This window comes from Paenibacillus sp. FSL W8-0919 (assembly GCF_038003785.1).
In the GTDB taxonomy this organism is placed as follows: Bacteria; Bacillota; Bacilli; order Paenibacillales; family Paenibacillaceae; genus Paenibacillus_AQ; species Paenibacillus_AQ lactis.
The window spans coordinates 4375020-4397595 of the sequence record NZ_JBBOPV010000001.1 but is presented as its reverse complement, the minus strand read 5'-3'; the positions used below and the strand labels follow the sequence as shown (position 1 = coordinate 4397595).

At 49.2% G+C, this 22576-nt stretch carries 16 protein-coding genes; 5 read left to right on the top strand and 11 right to left on the bottom strand.

The window, feature by feature from the left end; translation table 11 throughout:
- Positions 1-447 precede the first annotated feature (447 nt).
- The gene (locus NST44_RS19920) at positions 448-1674 is read left to right on the top strand and encodes a nitrate/nitrite transporter (protein WP_028405965.1); all 1227 of its coding nucleotides are present in this window, start codon (positions 448-450) and stop codon (positions 1672-1674) included.
- A gap of 124 nt (positions 1675-1798) precedes the next feature.
- On the opposite strand, the gene NST44_RS19915 is transcribed toward NST44_RS19920, so the two are convergent.
- The gene (locus tag NST44_RS19915) at positions 1799-3028 is read right to left on the bottom strand and encodes an MFS transporter (protein ID WP_340900468.1); all 1230 of its coding nucleotides are present in this window, start codon (positions 3026-3028) and stop codon (positions 1799-1801) included.
- Between the two features lie 148 nt (positions 3029-3176).
- Between NST44_RS19915 and NST44_RS19910 the strand changes: the two genes are divergently transcribed.
- Together NST44_RS19910 and NST44_RS19905 are read left to right on the top strand one after the other, a co-directional pair.
- Positions 3177-3785, top strand: a complete 609-nt coding sequence (locus NST44_RS19910; protein ID WP_028405963.1) for a TetR/AcrR family transcriptional regulator — start codon at positions 3177-3179, stop codon at positions 3783-3785.
- A 166-nt stretch (positions 3786-3951) separates the two neighbouring features.
- Positions 3952-4293, top strand: a complete 342-nt coding sequence (locus NST44_RS19905; RefSeq protein ID WP_007128183.1) for an MmcQ/YjbR family DNA-binding protein — start codon at positions 3952-3954, stop codon at positions 4291-4293.
- Between the two features lie 6 nt (positions 4294-4299).
- On the opposite strand, the gene NST44_RS19900 is transcribed toward NST44_RS19905, so the two are convergent.
- The 4 genes from NST44_RS19900 to NST44_RS19885 form a co-directional block, all read right to left on the bottom strand.
- On the bottom strand, positions 4300-4860 hold the full coding sequence (locus NST44_RS19900) for a dihydrofolate reductase family protein (RefSeq protein ID WP_213615754.1): 561 nt from the start codon (positions 4858-4860) through the stop codon (positions 4300-4302).
- A 577-nt stretch (positions 4861-5437) separates the two neighbouring features.
- On the bottom strand, positions 5438-6214 hold the full coding sequence (locus tag NST44_RS19895; RefSeq protein WP_213615756.1) for an SDR family oxidoreductase: 777 nt from the start codon (positions 6212-6214) through the stop codon (positions 5438-5440).
- Between the two features lie 464 nt (positions 6215-6678).
- Positions 6679-12579, bottom strand: coding sequence for an S-layer homology domain-containing protein (locus tag NST44_RS19890; protein WP_340900467.1), 5901 nt, complete (start codon positions 12577-12579; stop codon positions 6679-6681).
- Positions 12580-13322: 743 nt separating this feature from the next.
- Positions 13323-13550, bottom strand: a complete 228-nt coding sequence (locus tag NST44_RS19885; RefSeq protein ID WP_007128189.1) for a hypothetical protein — start codon at positions 13548-13550, stop codon at positions 13323-13325.
- 317 nt (positions 13551-13867) lie between these two features.
- On the opposite strand from NST44_RS19885, the gene NST44_RS19880 reads away from it, so the two are divergent.
- Positions 13868-16408, top strand: coding sequence for an S-layer homology domain-containing protein (locus tag NST44_RS19880; protein ID WP_007128190.1), 2541 nt, complete (start codon positions 13868-13870; stop codon positions 16406-16408).
- A gap of 135 nt (positions 16409-16543) precedes the next feature.
- Here the strand turns inward: NST44_RS19880 and NST44_RS19875 are convergent, their stop codons facing one another.
- The 6 genes from NST44_RS19875 to NST44_RS19850 all read right to left on the bottom strand — a co-directional run bounded on the left by NST44_RS19875 (position 16544) and on the right by NST44_RS19850 (position 21318).
- Positions 16544-16900 (bottom strand): winged helix-turn-helix transcriptional regulator, encoded by a 357-nt coding sequence (locus tag NST44_RS19875; RefSeq protein WP_144878342.1) that lies wholly within the window; start codon positions 16898-16900, stop codon positions 16544-16546.
- An 82-nt stretch (positions 16901-16982) separates the two neighbouring features.
- Entirely contained in the window at positions 16983-17558 is a 576-nt protein-coding gene (gene hxlB, locus NST44_RS19870; RefSeq protein ID WP_007128192.1) for a 6-phospho-3-hexuloisomerase, read from the bottom strand.
- Entirely contained in the window at positions 17551-18183 is a 633-nt protein-coding gene (hxlA, locus tag NST44_RS19865; protein WP_007128193.1) for a 3-hexulose-6-phosphate synthase, read from the bottom strand. The genes hxlB and hxlA overlap by 8 nt, the downstream gene beginning before the upstream one ends.
- Positions 18184-18759: 576 nt before the next feature.
- Positions 18760-20007, bottom strand: a complete 1248-nt coding sequence (locus tag NST44_RS19860; RefSeq protein WP_007128195.1) for an MFS transporter — start codon at positions 20005-20007, stop codon at positions 18760-18762.
- 335 nt (positions 20008-20342) lie between these two features.
- The gene (locus NST44_RS19855) at positions 20343-20747 is read right to left on the bottom strand and encodes a nuclear transport factor 2 family protein (RefSeq protein ID WP_007128196.1); all 405 of its coding nucleotides are present in this window, start codon (positions 20745-20747) and stop codon (positions 20343-20345) included.
- Positions 20748-20847: 100 nt separating this feature from the next.
- On the bottom strand, positions 20848-21318 hold the full coding sequence (locus tag NST44_RS19850) for a DinB family protein (protein WP_007128197.1): 471 nt from the start codon (positions 21316-21318) through the stop codon (positions 20848-20850).
- 192 nt (positions 21319-21510) lie between these two features.
- On the opposite strand from NST44_RS19850, the gene NST44_RS19845 reads away from it, so the two are divergent.
- Complete coding sequence (locus NST44_RS19845; protein ID WP_007128198.1) at positions 21511-22413, top strand: LysR family transcriptional regulator; 903 nt, start codon at positions 21511-21513, stop codon at positions 22411-22413.
- Positions 22414-22576 lie beyond the last annotated feature (163 nt).

Here is a 22576-nt window from a genome sequence, read left to right as displayed (position 1 = left end):
TTCAAACCATGTCATCTTCATGTGAGAATAATACAAAAATGCCCTCCCCCTGCACGCAGGGAAAGGGCGTCATTGCCTCAAAACCGGCACAGCATTGTGCCGATCTTCGATTATTATGTTAAATACAGATTAGTTCATGTCGATTATAATGTCAATATATATTACATTTAGAGAGTAGTAAATTTATAAATTTAAATTTTTTTAAATTTTTGTGTTATGTATATTGACACCATTTCCCCCTCCTGTCTATAATGTGAACATCAAATCAGCTGAATATTAAGACGAAAGACACAATGACGTGTTTTTTGTCATGGGCAATGTGGCCGCGAATCGTTCTGGAAAAGAGCGACTTGCGGCCTTTTTTGCCTGCGGCTGGGGATTTGGCGATTTGGCTTCATGAAGCAAAGAGAACAGAGAAAGAACACATTTGGATGAGGAGTGAAAGTCATGGAGAGGAAAGGTTTTTGGCAAAGCGGGCATAAGCCCTCCCTGTTCGGTGCTTTTCTGTATTTTGATATCAGTTTTATGATTTGGGGCATGCTCGGGCCGCTTGCGGTTGTCATTGCTGCAGATTATCCGATGGATCCGGTTCAGAAGGCAAATTTGGTGGCGCTGCCCGTTCTGGGCGGCTCGATCCTCAGACTTGTATTAGGCTTCCTGGCTGATCGTATCGGTCCCAAACTTACCGCTCAGATTGGAATGATGGTCACCCTGATCCCTCTGTTGCTCGGCTGGTTATGGGTAGATTCACTCGATCAATTGTACGTCGTTGCTGTTCTGCTCGGGGTCGCGGGAGCATCGTTCGCCGCTGCGCTTCCTCTTGCTGGTCAGTGGTATCCCAAGGAACATCAAGGTCTGGCAATGGGGATCGCGGGTGCCGGGAACAGCGGTACCGTTCTCGCGACCTTGTTCGCCAATCGTCTTGCCCAGCATTTCGGAAGCTGGGAAGTTGTGTTCGGTCTAGCAATCATACCTATTGTACTGGTCTTCATTTACTTCTCGCTGTTTGCCCGCAACAGCCCGAATCGCCCTGCCCCCAAACGGCTGTACGAATACGGCCATGTCCTTAAACAACGTGATGCTTGGGTATTCTGTGCCCTGTACTGCGTAACCTTTGGCGGCTTTGTCGGGCTCGCTAACTATCTGACGATCTTCTTCAACACCCAGTATGGTCTCTCCGCGGTTCAGGCCGCAGACATTACAACGATCTGCGTCATCGCAGGGAGCTTCTTCCGCCCAGTTGGAGGCTTTCTCGCCGATCGAATCGGCGGCTCTCGAATGCTGATGATTCTCTATGCCGGTGCCGCGATCATGCTGATCGGTGTTTCCTTCCTGCCTCCTCTTTGGGTCGTTGTCATCCTGCTGTTTATCGGCATGATGTGTCTGGGAGCGGGTAACGGTTCCGTATTTCAGCTCGTCCCTCAACGGTTTGCCGGCGAGATCGGCCTGGTTACCGGGATCGTCGGCGCTGCCGGTGGACTTGGAGGCTATGCGCTGCCGCTGATTCTGGGGCGATTGTACCAAGCGACAGGCTCATACGCCACAGGCTTCATCATTTTAAGCTTTATCGCGGCGGCTTCGTTGACTCTTACGATCGTAATGCAGCTGAAATGGCGCCGCAGCTGGCTCCGCAGTGTGCCATCCGGCCCGCAAACCGGATCGGCTAAGGTTTAATCTCGGAATTAGCCATACGTACAGCACATTGAGCAGAACAACTACGTGGAATCGTGTTGTTTTGCTCATTTTTTTATATGGCGGAACGTAGTCATGTTTGGTCTTCCTAAAGATTACCTTCAATTTATTGCTGATTATTATGAGAACAATCGGACGTATTCAAAGTACAAGCCCAAAATATCAAGGCGATCATGCTTACTAGAGCCCCCAGCATGCACACGCCGGACCACCCTGCCCAAGAATAAATCCAGGTTGACGCGATTGCACCCGTTGCACTTCCAAAGGAATAAAAGACCATGTACCCGGCAGTTAACCTGCTCCTTGCTTCCGGACGAACACTTAAAATCATGCTTTGATTGGTAACGTGAATCGCTTGCACTGCGAAATCCAACATAAGGATCCCTATGATGAAAAGCCACATGGAATGCAGTAGTAACCCGATTGGGAGCCATGCGAACAATAACAGCAACAACGCGATTCCTGTTGTCCGTTGTCCTAATCCCCGATCTGCCAGTCGCCCGGCGCTGCTCGCGGCCAACGCCCCCGCTGCACCTGCGAGTCCAAACAATCCAATTACGCTGTGGCTGAACGAAAGTGGAGGGGAGCTCATCGGCAAAACCATTGAGGACCATAGAATACTAAAGTCCGAAAAAATGAAGAAGGCAAGGAGGCCGCGAATTCTCAATAGGGGGATTTGTACGAATAGATCTTTTATGGAGCGGAGTACTTCCCTGTACGAGTTCTTACTTGGCGGACGTCTTGTATCGGGTGTAACGGTTAGGAACACAAAAGCCAATGAGATCATGATCACTGCCGAGACGATATAAACGGAACGCCATCCGTTCATATCCGCTAAGGTGCCCGAAAAGGTACGGGCCAGTAGTATCCCTATTACAATTCCACTAGTAACAACTCCAATCGTGCGGCCACGTCTGTATTGCGGTGCTCGATCAGCGGCAAGAGCAACAAGCACTTGTGCAACTACAGCCTGGAATCCAACCGTCCCCAAGCCGAGGAATAGAAACCAAGGTTTTGAAGCTAATGCGACGATACTTAATGCGATCGATAATAACACGATCATCCCCGTTACAAGCCGACGCGGATTAAACATATCCCCTAACGGCACCAAGAACAATAACCCAAACGCATAACAAATCTGGGTCACGGTTACTACCGTACCGATGATAGAGCTATTCATACCAAACTCAATAGCCATCATATCGAGCAAAGGTTGGGAGAAATAAACCGTTGCTACTGCCGATCCGCAGATAACCGCATAAAGAAAAACCGACGCGCTCGATAGTTGAGCTTGTGATTCCGTGTTATTCGGACGAAGCTTAGGTGAACTCGACATTGAATCAGCCTCCTTAAATGTACCGATCGGTATGTTATTTCGAGACCAATTAACTCACATAAATGGATGAATGTCAACAATTGGTTGATTTAATCAATATTCTTCGATAAAATATTATGTACTTAAAGGTATTTAATCAGGAGGGGTTATGGCTAGAATTCGTGAATTTGATGAACAACAGGCTTTAACGGAGGCAATGCATGTGTTTTGGGAAAAAGGATACGAGGCGACTTCACTTAGTGACTTAACTTCACGAATGAAGATTCAGAAACCTAGTTTATATGCTGCATTTGGAGACAAATTATCTTTGTTTGAATCAGCCCTTCGAAAGTATAACGAAATACACGCTAAATCCATTCGCTTGAAGCTTAACGAAAGTACGAGTGTCAAGACTGCCTTCAGGCGCTTGTTTCTGGAAGGGGCGTTCCCTGACGGAACCCTTGAGCAGAATGGCTGCTTCTGCATTAATACGATGGTGGAGCTCGCTCCGCACGATGCGAAGTTTGAAATTTTGACGCGAGAGCATCAACAATATTTAGCGGCGATGTTTGAAGATGCCCTTAAACGAGGGATACGCTCCGGAGAGATCGACGAATCGATCAACGATCGGGCGATAGCCCAGTCCCTTGTGGTAGCTTTCATCGGAATAACGGTATTAAAGAAATCCAATCCTAATCGGGAATGGATCGATAGCTGCATCGACTCAGCGTTATCATTACTCACAGCACCCCCACGTAGTGATAGTCTGATTAAATGAAAGGAACCAAGTGTCGATCCGTGTTCCTTTCAGCTTCAGCTTGTCCCCCGACAACCATATTTGTTATGTTAATAGTAGTTCTGCACTTGATGTTGATTAGGAGTGCATACAAAAATGCCGTACAAGCCACGGCATTTTTGTAGGTTATAGGTTGGGGGAGTTATGAATGCGAAGTAGACAGGAAGCCATTGATTACTGTTTGAGTTTGAGCCATGCGTATGAGGATCAACCATTTCGTGATAAAAATTGGACAGTGATTCGGCATCAAGATAACAATAAAGTTTTTGCTTGGATTTTTGAAAAAGACCATCTTATTTGGATCAATGTAAAATGCGAACCCGGCATGCTCGAGTTCTTACGCCAGGCATACACTGCAGTAGTTCCGGCCTTTCACCTTAATAAAAACCATTGGAATTCTATTATTCTTGACGGCACCGTACCAGAAGAAGAAATTCACGACATGATCAAACAGAGCTATCATTTAACTAAAACATCTTCCCGAGGTTAACCCGGTTCACTTTTCTCTTCCATCCAAATGATAGATGAGCTGCACGACTCCTGAGGAGAACGTTCTTGTATTCACCAGCTTTAAATTCAACCTTTCCTTGATATCCACGAACAACGGTTTTCCTTCTCCCAAAACGACAGGGTGAACCGATAATCTGAATACATCAACCAGCCCTAACTGGATAAAGGTTGTAATGAGGCTTGCTCCTCCATATAACCAGATGTCTTTACCCGGCTTATTCTTTATTGCATGTACTTCTTCAAGAATATGATCGTTGATGTAGATTGCTTTATGATCGTTTCCTGATTGCGTCCGGGAAAACACATATTTTTCTTTACTGTGAACGATTGACCAAAGCTCATGATCAGCGTCCGATTGATCCGGATCCGGCGTGAATTGGCCCCACAAATCATAACTTTTTCTTCCATACAATATCGTATCGATTTGATTCAAGAAATCCAAAAACCCCATCTCCGGGTCCATAATGCACCAATCTACTTCCCCATTCTTTCCTTCAATATAACCATCCAAAGTTACGGCTAAATCTAAAATGATTTTACGTTCCATGCTTTGTTTCTCCTTTCGGGATTTACCACTTATTCTAGCCCATAATGATGTCATCTAATGTCATATAACGTATCCATCGATAATAAAAAAAGCCGCCGATAAGCGACTTTGCATGAAAAAAGTTTCCTCCGGCGTAAGGCGTGGCTATCCCCAAGTCTGCCACACTTGAGTTTCGAGTAAATGTTTGGCTCTGGCGATCACAGATTCGGGAATCTGACTCACCTCTCCCATTTCATAAAGCACAGACATATGCCATCATGCCCCATCCCATTTCTGGCGGGTGTGTTCACCGTGGGCTGTCACCCATTGCGAAGTGGGTTCAAGGAATTGTATAGATTCTTCGATTGCCAAACGAACCGTTTGATTGGTTGCCATCCTGCTATCTCCTTTTGGTATACCGCCGTAAACCTTAACCTTGCGCGGATCTCTTCACTGGGTGGGTGGAGCGGCAATCCGTATATCGAACCCGGGTAACTATCAACTCCTAATTGATATCTCTTATAACGCGGCAAAGCTGCCGAGTCGACCATGGATCCGGCAGCTTTGATTTTTTAATCAGTCAACCACTGAGGAGAACTCACCAGAAGCCTCCATCGGAATGAATAATCTGTCCCGTAATCCATTCAGATTCTTCGCTTGCTAGAAAAACGATTAATTTGGCAGCATCTTTAGGTTCACCGATCCGCCCCATAGGGAATCTCGGTAGCAAGTATTCTTTCAATTCACCGTTCATCCATCCAGTGTCTGTTGGTCCAGGGTCTACTGCATTAACGGTGATATGAAGCGGCGCTAATTCGAGAGCAACGGATTTCGTAAAAGTGGAAATCGCCCCCTTGGTCGAAACATAAGCCAAATTTCCAGGTTGAGGTGATTTGTCCTGACCCGATACCAGGTTAATAATTCGGCCACCGTGTGTGCCTTCAATTCGACGAGCGAACTCAACCGTCAAAAGACACGTTCCTCGAATGTTCACGTTATAATGAGCATCAAGGATATCCGCATTAAGCGAGCGAAAATCAACATCTACGGAATGGGTTGCATTATTTACAAGAATGAACGGCAAGCCCAGCCTCTCCTGAACCTCATTAAGAAGCATTTCCGGTGCTTCAATCTGAGATAAATCCAACTCCATGGATTCGCACCTTACGCCCAAGCTGCGGATTTCCTCCATAAGATGTTCTGCCCAGTCCAAATCCTCATTAACAAAATAGTCCATGCCTTGATCATAGGCTGACCAATGAGTGAAAAAGATGTCAGCGCCTTCTCTTGCTAATTCCAGGCATATTGCAGTACCTATGCCCATCTCCCGACTGGCGCCCGTAACAATGGCAATCTTATTCATTAATCTTTTCATACCCTTCATCTCCTCACGGAAACGCCGATTGACGTGCTAATGGAGACGTAAGCTCACCCATAAAAAAAGCGAATACCTAAAAAGGAATTCGCCCGGTGTATTTATAGCACATGAACCCAGCGATCCAATAATGGTTAAACAAAAAATGGGAAATTGACCCTTTAATAAAAAAGGGATCAACATATCCTTTCCATTCCTTCACCATTACAGGATATCTGCCATTTTTAGTCCATGCTCCTTTCGTACATCTCCATGCTCATACGGTATCATAATTACGAATGATAGTAAATTCGTTATTAATAAAAACGGGACGGATTTTTAGATGTCAGATTGATCTTCCGGTCGGTGAGAAAGGGCCTCGAAATTTTACTTCAACGAAAAAAAAGAGCGGGAGGTTCCTCCCGCTCGAACACATAAATCCATCTCATATGCATATGATACCAGCTCGACCCTTACTCCGTTTCTTACGAAGCCTCCCGGCTTCTGAGCAGGTAGTTGTACATCAGCTGCGCTGCCATGGCCCGATTGGTAACAGACTTCGGTGACAGCTTGCCTCCAATGGTGCCTTGAAGCATTCCGGCATCCAGCATGTAGTCCATCGCGTCCTTCGCATAACCGGATACGTCCTTCGCATCGGTATAGCTTTCGATCCTCTTTCCTCCGCCCGGCAGCTCGCTGCCAACCGATTTCATCATCGCATGGAGCATGACGACCATATCCTGACGCGTGATCGAGTCCTCTGGTCTGAACCGGTTATCTCCCGTTCCATGGACAAATCCCAGCTTCTTCGCTGTAGATAGATACGGCGTATAGTAGCGGCTGCCCGCATCGGCAAAATTACCGTCTTCATCCGTATTCTCCGGATTTATGCCGAAGGCGTTCATCGCCATGACCAGGAAATCGGCCCGGCTGATCTCCTTCTGCGGCAGATACCGTCCTCCTCCCGCCCCCTTAATAATGTCACGGGCAGAAAGGAAATGGACGGCGTCTGCATACCAGCTTCCTGGTTCCACATCCCGATAGGATACCGGCTTATATGCAATCGCATATGTGCCAAGCTTGCCTGTCTCGAACGTCAGAGCACGAAGCTCTTCATTGTAAAATGCGTTCAGGACAGTGGTTATCGCTCCCATCGCATCGACTTCCCACGCGACCAGCTGATCCGTTCGTTCGTCGGTCTTGGCTGCATAGTGGAGCGAGACGGATACTGGGGTAGTACTTCCCGGCCATTCCACCGTCTTGCCATCGATTTGCAGCAGCAACTCAACGACCGGTCTATTAGCGATCCCGGCAAGCTGGTCCGTGGACAACAGGCTTCGATCACCCGCCCGTACCACGATACCCGTGAACTGCCCTGCATCCGGCAGACGGTTCAGCATATCGGAAGCCAGCTTCACGGTTGCCTGCGGCGTAACGATCTCGATCCGTTCCCGCGCGTGATTGCGGTTCAAGTAAGCTGACGGAACCTGGATGACGATTTCGCCGTTGAACGAGCGGGCGCTTTCGTCCAGCTGGATCGTCACGGTCTTGATTCCGCGCGCGTTCGCAGAGACGCTCTCGAAGGCACTGCTAAGCTCCGATTCGCTGACGGCTGCTTGAGCCCTCTGGCCGTTTATGGCGATTTGCGCCGTAATCGTTCCTGGTCTGGAAGGTCCAGTGGCCGGTGGTTTTCCACCTGGCTTGCTTTGGCCTGGTTGATTACTGCCGTCGTTATTTCCGTTGTTGCCGTTGTTGCCGTTATTACCGTTATTGCCGCCACCATTGTTGCCCCCGCCGTCATTTCCGCCTCCAGGCGGAGACGTTTTCTTCGAGGTCGTAAAACGATAGATTGAGCTCAGCTGCTTGGCGCCGAATTCATCGGTAATATCCATATACCAGTAATACGTTTTGCCGGCTTTAAGCCCCTTCCATGCGGCTGAGGCAATTTCTCCGGATTTCACGTCTTTTTTCTCGCCAATCAGCTTATTTTTGTACACGTTGACTGCAAAATAATCGGTTGCCACCCGTTTTTGAATGTCCCTGAACGCAAACGGCTCGATAAAATCCTCGATGGCGTCGTCAAAGAAATTGTAATCGTCCAAGTAAGGCGAGTAAGTATCCACGTCCAGCGTACCTGAGACCGGATCGAATTGAAGCAGGCGCAGATAGCCGTTTCCGCCATTCGGCCCACCCTGATAATCTGCCAGCATTTCGATCACCTGTCTCGTCGATCCGTCCGGATGCGTCACAGTCTTCACGACCCTATTCGCGGCATGATAATGCCCGCTTAGTACGAGCTGCACGTTTTTGTTCGGCGCAATGACCTTGTCAAACACGCGCTGTGCCATATTTGACAAGGTGCCGTTGCTCTCCAGATAGGCATGCATGCCCACGATCGCGATGCGGTCCGCATGCTTCTTCAGCGCCTCGTTGGCCCAAGCAATGGTTTCCGGTGTGTCTTCAAGTCCGAAGCCGATGTACAGGAAAATAAAGTCATGGCCTCCAAACGATACGAGGTCGTAATGATTGCGGTTGTTATCCATTTCGCCGCCATACCACGGATTGTTCTTGTATCGGCCGGCCCCGACATACTTTCCGTAGTAGGAGTAATCCACGCCGTCAATGATGACATCGTGATTACCCGCGAGGACGCCATACGGTACGCCCGCTTCGTCCAGCTTCTTCAGGTTGCGGTCGGCTACCGCCCACTGCTTCTCGTCGTCAGCCACGTTCACGATGTCACCTGTATGAATGACATAACTGAACAAGCCCTTTTTATATTCTTCCGCGATCCAATCGCCCAGTTTATCGAAAATATCCGGGTACGATTCCGCGTAATACTGCGTGTCCGTAAACCATAAAATGTTGAACGGCGCGTTCGCGCTCTTCACTTCATCCTGCACCATGGCCTGGATTTTGCCATTTCTCACATAACGCTTAGGATCCACTTCCGCCGTCAGGGCGATGTCGGATTCGGCATCGTCGCCGGTGGCCGACTTCAGCGCTGTCCACTTGCCAGTCTCATAATCCCATGCATACAGCGTCACGATGCGTCCCGGAAGCGTGCGTCCCTCCCAGTGCAGCTCTACCTTATCCTGTTCGGTCCATGCTTCGTCCAGCTGGACTTCGAATCGATGATAAGGGAATCCGGAATCAGTATCCGTGGTTAGGTAATCTCCGTCAGGGTAAGCCATTTTGTCGGCCTCTTCCTTGCCGATCCCCTTCTCGCCGTCTGGCTCCAGAACAAGCGGCGGCTCCCGGTCTGCAACGTTGATATGACCCTCGATTCCGTCAGCGCGGGCAAAGTCGTATTTATCCCCTTCCAAAAAGCGCACATCCATCGAGTCTCCGCTTGGATCGCTGAGCCGTGCTCTCAGGCTCGGATTCAAACCAACGTTCTCCCCGAAATCGGCTGGGGAAACTTCGCCCGGAAGAAGAGGCTTCTCCTCTTCAATCATGAAGGTGCGTGAGATCTCCGCCGAATTGCCGGCCCCGTCGAGTACGGTCACCCTCAAGATATGCTCGCCCGGTGCAAGCAGCGTGGAAGACGTCTCGTAAGGAAGCGTGATCGTCTCACCATCAAGCTCCGCCGTAATTTCGGCAACTCCGCTTAACTGGTCCGAAGCGACCACATCCAGCGTAAACGTCCCTTTGAGCTGCATGGCGTCGGTCAATAATTGCCCTTCCCCATACAATATCCCTTCAATCTCGGGTGCGGTGTTGTCCACGGTCACGTCGATGGACTGGAAGACTTGACCATTCATCGACATGCTTAGAGGATAAATCCCGTCCTTTATCGCGGCGGTGTCAAGCTCGGCATATCTAGCCGTAAACTTGTCCAGCGGAATCGGGAAATGGAAGTCGCTGATCATCGGCTTGTTCGGATTGCTGCCGTAATCCGCATCACCGAATCCGTAGTAGGTATCCTCCCGGTAATCCACGGTTGTTTGCCCCAGATTGCCCAGGTAGTTCAGCACCTTATCCGGTTTGACGACCGAACCGTCCGGAAGCACGAGATGAAGATTCATCACTTCGAAATCATCATGGTTGTTCTTGCCGAATACCTTGTCGTGATCTTTGACTTGATAAGGAGCGTTCTCATTTCCTGTATGCACGGAAACGGTCGTACTGGTTACGAAAAGATCCGGTGTCATATCGAACATCGACCATGCGCCGTCGATATATTTGGGCAAGATTCGCGCGAAAAAGACCGTCTCTCCGCTTGCGTTCAGCGCGCTTGCCGACGCTTGGTAGATCTGATCGATGCCACGGGTCTGCATGCCGAGCTGTACCTTGCCTGGTAGCGCTTTGCGAAGTGGCATCGGATTTCCGTCGAAGCGAACCTCGATATCGTCCTCGGCACGGGAGCCGTAAGCGTAGAAGGATGCATTCCCGCTAAGCATGCTTCCGTTTGCAATGGATAACCCCGGGTTCGGCAGCTCCGTCCCCGTTCTTTCTTCATTAACGGTCAGAAGGCCGCCTCTGGAGTTATATGGAATCCGTGTACGATTGCCGCTGCTGTCGACCGCGTCGATGATATAACGATAGACGCCGGTTTCATTCAGTGTGATCGAGCCTTGGTAGACGTAACGTCCGTTTTCCTGGGACGCGAGCTGCAGCGCATGCTTGTCCGTAAAAGTCGTCGGCTCCTCGGAGGCTGCTCCGATCAATACCTCAGCTGAAGCAAGCGGCTCGTCGCTGGTCACGGTCACAGCATATGCCTGCCCCTTGCCCAAATTATAGGCGGTCTGTTCATGCTGAAGCGTAGGTGCAATCATGTCCACGCCCGTTATAGGCGGCACCTGACCCGGATCAATGCTGCCAGGATTGGCATACATCCGGTTATCCAGTCTTTTCATGGTCGTTCCTGCATCCGGGTAGGCATATCGAACGACTGCGTTACGAACGTCGTTCACCAGCCTGTCCGGGCTGCCCGGCGTGCTCGGGTCGTACCAGGCCTGCACGATGTACGAATTTGCCTGACCCGGCGCTGAAATGGCCAGCCCGCGATGCAGCGAATTCGGAAGATTGAAATCGGAAGCTTTTGAATTATCGTAGAAAATAATGTCGCTATCGTTCAGCGTGCTGTTAAAGTGCAGATTGAAGTCGGCCGTCGTTGTATATCCCTTGCCGTTGGCGATGGCTTCCTTCGCGAACCAGATGACGGCTGAGCTGTAAGGCTCGATTGCGGTATGATCCGGAATCGTCCAACTTTTCGGTGCCGTCTGACTCGGATACAGATACCACAGGGTGTAATCCTTGAGGTCCAGTACCTGATCCGAATGATTGTAGATTTCTACATATTCGTACTGGTTGCCGCTTCCCCATCGGTAATCCCCGGCCGGGTTCGGGAGAATCTCGGTAATGAGGATGCGCGGAACGTCTCCGCCGGTGACGGCTCCGGCTAACACCGTTTCATAATCGCCGGATCTTGAACGTTGAAGCCCATCCGCTGCCTCTATGTAATAATACAGCTTATCGCCGATCAACTGGTCGGCCGGAATGACCGCATCGAATTGATTCCCCCCGCGATCCATCATATCGATCATGCTGTATGGGTTATTGACAGCCGTTTTGTAATAAAGCTTAACGTCTAACGCATCGCCGTCTTCGTCATAGACGCTTGCACTTACGGTCAGAGGCTGCGTCCGGTCGGCCGAGGCGACCGGCGTGTGACTGATATCCGGCATGCGATTGTCAGGCGGCAACAACTGATCCGGATCGAAGATACCGGCGGAAGGCGCTGCTTCCCGTGCGTAAGGAATCATTCCTGAACCGCCGGAGGGCGGCTGAAGGTGCACGCTCTTGCCGTCGCCGACATCCTCGGCGGTATAGTAGAAGCTGCTGATTACGGCGGCGTCATCGCCTTTACGGGTTATGTATAAACCGCGGTCCGTGTTGTTTAGGCCATCCTGTCCCCGAAGCTTGAATACCGGTACATGGTCGGGAACCGAATGATACTGCCGGAAATCGGATTCCGTCAGGGCGGCGGCAGCCCCGGTTATGGACGAGCTGGTTCGTTCCACCCATAGCACGGCTGGGCTGTCCGCCGGGATGACCACTCCATCCGGATTGCCGTAAACCGTGTCCGTTACCGTCAGCGTCTTCACGCCCGTATTGTAGTCGTAACGAATGTTGAACTCATCGTTGAACGAGAGCGGTGCCCCCGAATGATTGTAAAGCTCAACATATTCGAACAGATCGGCTCCGCCTGCGCCCTCGATCGTTTGCTGATTCGACCGGTCATCGGGATAAATTTCCGAGATGAACACGGGCATCGCTCCCGAAGGGGCTGCATAAGCGGGGGTGTTTGCAAGCGCAAACTCAAAAAAGCTGCTGCCGATCAGTATGCCGGATAATAATCCGGCGATCCATTTTCGCTTCATGTGCTCCTCCTTCATGCTTTTTATCTCTAAAAGCCTAAAGCATGAAGGTTAAGTGAATATCAAACGAAATCGAGTATTTCGTAAACGTAAGACAAGTCGTTCGTCTGTGTGTTGGAACGTCTGAATGTTCTTATGCCGGCAGGGCACACTACAGAAGGAGGTGCATATGATGAGGAAGTTATTGATACTGCTCTTGGTATTTCCTTTGGTTTTTGGATGTTCCACGGCCGAAGTTTTCGGCGAACCCAATGTAAATCATAGCCAAGAGGAACAGGATGATACGATACATTCCTATAGACGCGGCGGATTTCGCTCGCCCAGACGAACCTATAATCCGGGAATCGGTACCCCTGGGCGTACGACGCGGAGACCGGACCAAAACGTTCGCAATCCGGGCCAACCGAGAACAACGCCAACGCCGCGAACGGGGTTCGGCGGTTTTTTCGGCGGTTTATTCGGGGGATTGGCACTGGGGACAATATTGGGATCACTGTTCAATCCGTTTGCCGGTTTTTCGCTAGGGTTTCCATTGCTGTCACTACTTAGCATTGGGCTATGGATCATCATTATTTATGCGATCATTAGATTGTTTCGCAGGCGGAAGCAATATTAATCGGAACCCACTGTATGATTTAACAGTGGGTTTTACATTTCAATGGGACCACGCGTTTCGGTGGGAGCTTTCGCGCTCGTATGCGCGCCCGCATTGAAGTATGGTTAATCCGGTTCTGCGGAACACGCGCTTAACGCCGAGCAGAATCTTCATCTGTTCCGGCGACCGAATCGAAAACACCGTCCTCCGGCACGTTCGTGAGCTTTAGCTGCCGCTTGATCTGATTATTCATACTCTCATACCAGGACTCAAAGGAGTCATCCAGCTGCTCCTCTCGATTACGATCCTCATTCACATCCGAATCGACTTCGATGTCATTACCCAATACCCCGTAGTCATCTTTGGGATGACTCATCATTCTCCTTCAGCTCCTTCTTCTACGGATTGAAATATTCTCTCCTGTACAACCCAATGTTATGCTACGGCTTTTACCAAGAATGATTAAGGTATTTGTCTATGAGCTGCTGTTCGGTCCATAACGAATGCTGCAATTTCAAAAATCGATAGTTGTGAAAAGTATCACTCTACCAGAACATTACATCTAAATAAATAGAGTCCGCTCATCAAACATCAGCCTGCAGATTAGATGGAATAATCAGAAATCACTCTTTGTTAACTAGGTCCTTCACCCCGGTTCAATCACAGACCATTTTCCTAAAAATTTGATTGCAAGATGTGAACCTCGGCATATATGATAAGATCACGAATCTCATACCGATTCCATTATTCGGCATTGATTTTATCATTTCAAGAGGGGGATTTTATCTGAAACGTAAACTCATCGTCAAAGTAATGACCACGGCTGCGCTGCTGAGCGCATGCACGTATCCCGTCCACGGGGCTTCCATTTCGCTGAACGATATTAATCAATCCTATGCCAAGGATGCGATTCTGGGATTAGTGGAACAAGGTATTATCAATGGAAAGGGCAACGGCAAGTTCGATCCGACCGGCAAAATCGAGCGCCAGGACTTTGCCATCATCCTGGCGAAGGCATTAAAGCTTGATATTCACTCCAACCCTGAGAAACCGACATTCAAAGACGTTCCGGAGGATCACTACGCTTACGCATTCGTTGAGGCTGCCGTCAAAGCCGGCTTGATTAAAGGCGTAGGCAACGAGATGCTTGGCGTGGGACAGAACCTATCCCGGCAAGATATGGCGGTGTTTTTGGTAAGAGCCTTAAGCGTCGTTGGTATTGGAAAGGATGAAATTGGAGACATTGATAGTAGATTGAAATTCTCCGATGCGGCAAGCATTGCCGACTATGCCAAGTATCACGTTGCAGCGGCCGTGGAGCTTGGGCTCATGAAAGGCATTAACGACAAGATGTTTAATCCAACAGGTCAGGCGGACAGGCAATCGGTCGCATTAGCAGCCAACCGATTCCTGAAAGTGAAAGAAGAGCTCGAGACTCCATCTGAAACGCCAGTTCCAACGCCTAAGCCTGGTGAGGAAACGCCTACTCCTGCCGAGAAGCCGACACAGAATCCAACGCCACCCACCGGGGGCAGCGGCGGTGGATCAACCGCGCCAAGCGACCCGAATCCGGGCGGCAACCCAAGCACGCCGGACACTACGGCTCCAATGGTAAGACTATTGTCTGCCGAATCCGTCGTCGTAGGGGATAACGTAGCGGTTACTAGCAGCGAAACCGGTATCGTTTACTTCGTTCCATATTCATTGAACGCCTCCACGAAAGCCCAGCTTGAATCCTTTGTCGCCGACAAGCTTGCCAACAAAACCATCGTGGCCGCTGCTCAAACCGAAACACAGATTGCAACCTTAAATCTGTCACCGGGCGATTACAAAGTGTATGCGGTCGATGCTGCCGGCAATGTGTCTGCGCCTTCCAATAAGATTATCCTTTCCGCACCACTGATGAAGCAGCCAACTCTGCATTTTTTCGATGGTCGCTCACTCGCGATCGCTTACGAAGAGACACTTAACCCCCTCTTCGTACCAAATGTCAATGAAATATCCGTATACACCAAGGATGGAGAGCTGCGATTGCCGCAGGAAATTAAACGGGTTGAGATTACGGGGCAATATATTCTCGTTACTTTTGCCGAGCCGCAGCCTATGGCCAGACCGTTGGAAGTCGTGTATGCTCCGTTATCAGCCTCCACCGCCGTCCGCAGCGCCGATGGAAAGCTCTCACCAGCCTTCGGGCCGACCGCGGTTCAGTATTTGCCGGACAACGTAAGGAGTCTTCTTGAGCAGCTGATTTCATCAGCCGAGACGCTCCGTGATAACTCAACCCCGGGGAATACGGCTGGTACTTACCCGCCGTTCGCGTTCGATCAATTGAATCAGGCGATCCTAAATGCTTACTCCGCTGCGGACAACCCAAATTCAACCGTGGAAAGTTTGACCAGCGCATATAACCACCTGTACCAACAAATCGAAGCGTTTAAGAGAAGTCGTTTAAAGCCCCTCAAAATCTCCCTGACTGAGGAAAATGCATCGTTCGTGTTAAACAGCAACAGGTTGAGCGTGAACGGCATGTCAGCACGAATTAAAGATTCCTCACTAGAGGAAGACCGATACGATATAAGGAATATTGGAAACCTAATTAAGGTAACGAGAGACGATGCTTTCACAGAACTGGAAATCCATTTTAATCCTGTCGCTTACGGGTTCGAGATTCAGTCAGAAGGCGAAACGATTGGACATATCGAGATCGAGACTTCGGATCCATCGCTCATCCAGTTGACTGGCGGTGACCAGGGTATCCAGGTAGCGCCAGTTCCGAATGTGAATCAAGACCGCCCGGTCTCCCTCATCTTTAAGGTATTCGAGAAGGATGCCGAAGCGGGTAAGATCGAATTGCCTATCCGATTTGATTCCGAGCCCCCGACAGTTACGGGGGTAACCTACGACAGCGCTCAAGGACTCTTCTTATTCCAATCCGCTGAACCGGTATATTCCTATCCTCAGACCATTCCACTGAGGGCTCAGGTCGATTACTCCAGTAACGGCGATTTCGGCCAAAATTCCATCGATATCTTCCCGTTAGTGGACAGAGAAGACTTCGAGGCAGGAATCACGCAGGATAAACGCGCCGTCATGATTCAGCTTACCCCCAAAGGGCTTTCCAAGCTGGCCGGTGAGCTTCCTGGCGGAAAGTTCAGAATCACGATATACGGCATGAGTGATTTCGCAATGAATTGGCAGCAGGAGCTTCATATTATTGACGCACCGAAAACGCAATGAGGAATAAGTCGACAACGTCAATAGAACCACCCGATTAACGGGTGGTTCTATTTGCGCAAGCCTGCTTGCTTTTTGTATTGAATAATAAAATGCCGCATGCAGCCTCTTGCTCCATAGCACGCATAAAGCGCTCCCTCATTTGGTCCAGACGACCTGTTCGCCGTAATCTCTTCCCCAATCGTACATCAATTTCAGGATAGGCATTAAGCTCTCCCCGTAAGGCGTAAGCGAATATTCGACTCGGGGCGGAACCTCGGGGTAAACGACACGTTGGACCAGCCGGTCCTCCTCCAATTCACGGAGCTGATTGGTCAGCATTTTCTCCGTGATGTGGGGTATCATACGGTTCAGCTCACCGAAGCGTTTAACGCCCTCCAAGCCAAGATGCCAAAGGATGATCAGCTTCCATTTGCCTCCGATGACCGCCAGGGTTAACTCCTTATGGCAGTTAATTTCTTTGAGATTTATTCGCTTCTTGACTTCATTTGCCATAATTATCACCCCTTCTTTCCTACTAGTATACAACGGTCACGGAGATCCCATCAAAGTGGAGTACATAGCGCAGGGACGTGTCCTACTCCAGATTGGCATGCAGGCTGAACATCTGGTCGGATTGGAGCTCGCTTACCTCCATCAATCTTAAGATGATGGAATCCAGCACAATCAACATTGTCTGCTCAAATAGAGAGGCCATCGGCTGGACGGTCACGAGCGCATCTTGGTGCTGTTCCTTGGTGCTTCCCGGCAGCTGAACGATCGTATCGGAAAGCTGCCCGATGCGAGATTCGGGTTGGATCGTTAGGGCGGCTACGTCAGAGCCGATATGCTTGGCCTTCTGGGCCATCGCAACTAGACTCTGCGTTTCTCCTGAACCTGAACCGATAACAAGCAAGTCGCCTGACCCGATCGCTGGTGTTACTGTGTCGCCCACAACGTGAACGTTATATCCCATCTGCATTAGCCGCATGGCAAAGGTTCGCATCACCAGGCCGGATCTGCCCCCACCCGCTACAAAGATGGCATCGGCATGCAGGATTCGTTCAATTAGTGCTTCAACCTGAACGGCTTCGACCTTCTGTACAGCTTCGGATAGCTCTTTGACGATTAGAACGGCCTGCCTAAAGATTGGCTTGCCCATCTGGTTAGGCATGTTTTACCAGTTGATTCATTTTAGCGGCCACGCTCTTCTTATCGGATTGACCCGTGATTCCACCGCCAACGATGACAAGATCCGGCTTCGCTTGAATGGCTTCAGGAAGAGTCTCCAGCTTGATTCCTCCCGCAACGGCGGTTTTGGCATGTTTAACGACACGCTTGATCGCAGCCAATTCCTCGAAGGAATTCTTGCCTTCCGCCTGGTGGTCATAACCCGAATGGACGCAAATATAATCCACGCCTAAGGCATCAAGCTCCTGTGCCCTGCCCTCAATGTCTTTTACATTAATCATATCGACCATGACTTGCTTGCCTTGCTTCCGGGCTTCGGCCACAGCGCCTTTGATCGTGGAATCGTCGGATACCCCCAGCACCGTTATAATATCCGCACCGGCTTCGGATGCTTTCATCACTTCATACCCGCCGGCATCCATAATTTTAAGGTCGGCAAGCACTCGCAAATGCGGGAAAGCCTCCTTGATCGCTTTCACGGCATGCAGCCCTTCGTTAATGACGACCGGCGTGCCGATTTCCACGATATCAATATGCTCGGCTACCTCGGCCACCACTTGTTTCGCTTCCGGAATGTTCACTAAATCCAATGCCAATTGAAGCTCCATATCGTTAATCTCTCCTTATGAACGTATTGGTTATTGCCTTCACGAGCATTGTAGAGTAAACACGATACAATCCGGAAGTACGTACTTATAAGTGAGATACTAACTTGCAAGTAAGTAATAAAGCGGGACAAGGGTTTCAGGGCTTCATTTATTCTGCCTTGCCTTAACCACTCTCGGTATCTTTTTCTCATAAACGGATAAGACATGGGAAACCAATTGTTCGCTTGGCAGCGTGTTATCTCTCAAAAGCGCATAAATAAGGTTCAAGAATGTCTTTGCATCGTTCTCGGATAAATTTCGGATTGATTCCATAATATGATCATGTGAATAATGCTCTTCCTTCGACTCCATCTTTCTCCTCCCTAACCCAATATGACTTTAGTGCGCCTGCAAAATATGTAAAATACGTTGTCTCCATGACTCTATTACGAGATGGTTACACCCAAATTTTCGACCTCACTATCACAGACTCCTGCCGTTAGCTTAATGAAAAGGCAGCCAGATCATCAGACCTGCTGCCTCCACGTATTCATTCAACGATAGTTTTCTTAGCGCAATCTTATTAATGCAGCAAGATTACGTCTCTTGCGCAGTAAGCACGTGCTCAGGCGCTTTTTGCTTCATGATCGGCACCATGACCAGTGCACCAAGAAGGAATAATAATCCTGCTCCGCCATAGATCGTGCTCAGCGGAAAGGCGTCCTTTAACGCGCCGGCGAAAGACATGGATATGACCATCATGCCGACGAACATTGGATTTAGAACCCCGTTGACGCGACCGACAATGGAAGCATGTGACCATTTGAGGATCATGGTGCTAATCCCGATATGAATGCAAGGGAACACAAGGCCATTCACGAATTGTACGGCCAGCGTGACCGGTACGCTCGTCGAATACCCGACAATGGCTGTGCAGACCGCTCCTGACAGCATGCCCACAGCAAGAAGAAGCTGAGGCGGAACCTTCTTGGCAAAAACAGCGACGACTCCGCCGCCGATCAGCATGGCTCCGCCATTCACCATCAGCAGGTATTGCAGGAACTCCTCGCTGCGTCCCAGACGCTCCGTTACGATAAACAGATTGAGCGCTTGGGCTACGCCAACAGCGAGTCCAGCGAGAATAAATGCGAGTCCGAGCATGCGCAGGACTTGGCTTTGCCAAACATAACGGAAGCCTTCGGCGAAATCTTTACGAAATTGCCCTTTTACAGCGGCCGTTTGCGGCTTCATATTATCCTCAGGCAGGCGGACAAGAACGAGTGCGGACAGCAGAAATACGACGCCCATTACAGCGATCGATGTTTCCAGGCCAAACGTGCTGTATACGAAGGTGCCAAGCATCGGGCCAAGCACCATAAAGATGGCCATCAGCGATTGGAATAGAGCCATCCCTTGCTGCAGCTGTTCCTCAGGCACATGATACTTAAACAACCGCATGCTTGAAGGCTGCGAGAACTGCGAAAGAATCGCCGAGATGAATGCGACCAGGTAGACGGATTGCCATGAACCGAAATGTATGGTCAGAAGCACTACGAATACGGATACCGCGGATAATAAATCGCACCAGATCATCGTTCGTTTGGGCCGCCAACGGTCGGCAAATGTACCGCCAATGAACGAAAACACAAAAATAGGCGCGAATTCCGCCACGCTAATTAAAGAAATGGCGTATGGATCATTATTCGTTCGATCCGCAATATACAAAAGAATGGCAAAATTACGTACCCAGATCCCGATCTGCAGGAGCACGCTTGATAATAAAATCGTCTGCAGGAACCGATTGTGAAGCAGGCTTGGTGCATGGGTGCTTCTTTCTTGCTTCAACCTTTTCAACCTCCAATTTGTCTATAAAGATGTGCATCTTGCGTCGTGCTACGGCTCTCCTTTCCATTCTTTAATTATAAGAACCTCAACATGGTTGACCTCCTACTAAAGACTGATATTTCGGAGTGCGTGAAAAAATTTTTCCCTGTAGATGGTCAGGGCGATGCTTCAAATCAGCCCTGGAGGAGTTACCGGGAATCGCTGCAATAATGAGTATTTGTTACCCGCTGGCTGATAAAATTGCAGCCATAAACAAAAAATGAACCAGACCCTCGGTCGGTTCATTTTTCATATTATTGTAAAAGAGTTTGCTTTTACTGCTCATGGCATTATCTTTATGGGTTTTCATAGTTTTTTAACGGCATTCCTACATACTCCCGGAAGCAGCGGGTCCGCTCTCCCTCGAATTCGAAGACGATAGCAAGCTCATTGCTAAAATGCCGCCCATTTAACGAACCTTCCGAGCGAAACACCACCATCCCGTTGTCATCATCCTCCAGCACGATGAGGGGAGTCAGCTGCATCTGAAATACGGAGCGCTCGAACCGGACTAATTCCTCGAACCGCCCTTTGCCCTCCTGCTTGTGATTCCATCCCTCTAACGGAAGTGGAACGAAGAAATGAAAATCCTCCGTAACCTGTTTAAGAAAATCGGCTGTATCCCCTGTTTCCAAAGCATGCCTAAAAGCATCAAACACTTCACTAGTGCGGGATTGGACAGAATCAAGAGATTTCTCCATGAACATATCCTCCTCATCAAGATTTATTAGCTGCTTACCTTTTATTCATCGCCTTTGTTTGATATAAAGAATAAGCAATAGGATACCTGCACTGCATGGCTTAACTCAACGCTAGAACCTTTAACTGGCTCGAGATCACGCCAAGGTGAAACGACTCGTGAATCAGAATGAAGTTTAACAACTCACCAGAGGTGTTGAATTGGAACGGTCCCATGGCAAACGGAGTTGAAAGTTTCTCGCCCAGCATTTCAGGTGTCAGCTCAGATAAGCGGGAAAGCTGAGCTGTTAACATCTCGACCATCGCTTCCTTTGACGGAGGATCGAACGTCCAATCCGAGGGCTTTGTTCCAGAGTTAAACAGCGTTTCATAAGAGTCCGGTATGACCGGCGGACTGTTAAAGATCAGGGCAGAATACTTATCCATCCAATACATCATATGGCCGACATTCCAACGAACCGTATTGTTGAAACCTGCGGGTTGAATATCGAAGAGTTCCTCCGGAATCGCCTGCACCTGCTGCACCAGCACTTGACGTGCAGTTGTGGCTGTGTTGATAATCATTTCAGACATGTTATTTTCCTCCTTTGTCATGAGAACCGCTTGATATGTCCCCATTGTATGACTCATGGAACTTACCATCAATGCAGTGGGCGTTACCGTAACGTTAAGTATCAGTTAACGATAACTCGTTGACACAAGAAGAAGTCGGAGCAACAATAGGCATTAAGCATGATACACATGCTATAGAAAGCAGGTGTGAAGGTGGAGTTAAAACAGCTTCAGTATTTCATGGCCATTTGTGAAGAGCTTCATTTCTCGAGAGCAGCCGAAAAAATGGGAGTCAGCGCACCCAATATCAGCCAGCAGATCAGGCGACTAGAAGAAGAATTAGGCGTTCTATTGTTCGACCGTGTGGGTAAAACAATTGTCCTTACAGATGCCGGTGCGATTCTTCGTGAGCATGGTGCCGCCGTGTTCAGACATTTGCAGCAAGCGGGCGATGCCATCGCAGATCTGAAGCAAATGCAAGGAGGCTCTCTATCCATCGGGGTATTGCCCGGTGACGCGGATCTGATGTTCAATGCCATGCTGCTCAACTTCCATCAGACCTATCCCACCATTTCGCTGTCCCTATTGGAAACCACAAAGGTAACGGAACAAGTGCTGGACCGAAGCATCGATGTGGGCGTAACCATTGGACCTGTTATCGATGAGCGGCTCACAACGATTCCTTTGTTCCATGAGGAGTTTTCATTGGCAGTAAGTATGCACGATCCCATTGCAACGGAAAGCTTTATCCCTTTGAGTAAGCTGCAAACCTTAAAAATGGTCATGTTCCCGCCAGATCATCAGTGCCGGAAGCTGATCGACCACTTTTGTATGGACAGCGGCTTTGCACTGCAGCCGCATATGGTGACGACAACATTATCTTCACTCCTTCAGATGGTACAGAGCGGAGTTGGCGCTTGTGTTCTGCCGAGACTTCTATTGGATAATCTTGACAATCCAGATATCAAGGTGGTGCACCTAAGGAACCCTACGCCTTCTCAGGACATTTGTCTGATCTACCGCAGCGACAGGTACGTCGGATACGCCATGCGCACGTTCATCAAGACTTTGAGAGCCTACATTGAGACAGCGATCCATCATGCGAAGTCTTCATAGTCAGGGTAATCCGTGAAAGAATCATCGGGATATGCAAGAACTTATGTCAGCACAACAAAAAAGTCGCGGGAATCCGCGACTTTGCGTTGGTGTGAGTTCTTGTCCACCCATCACTCGGACATACTTTGTTAACCCGTTCATTTTAAAAGAAATTCAATAAACA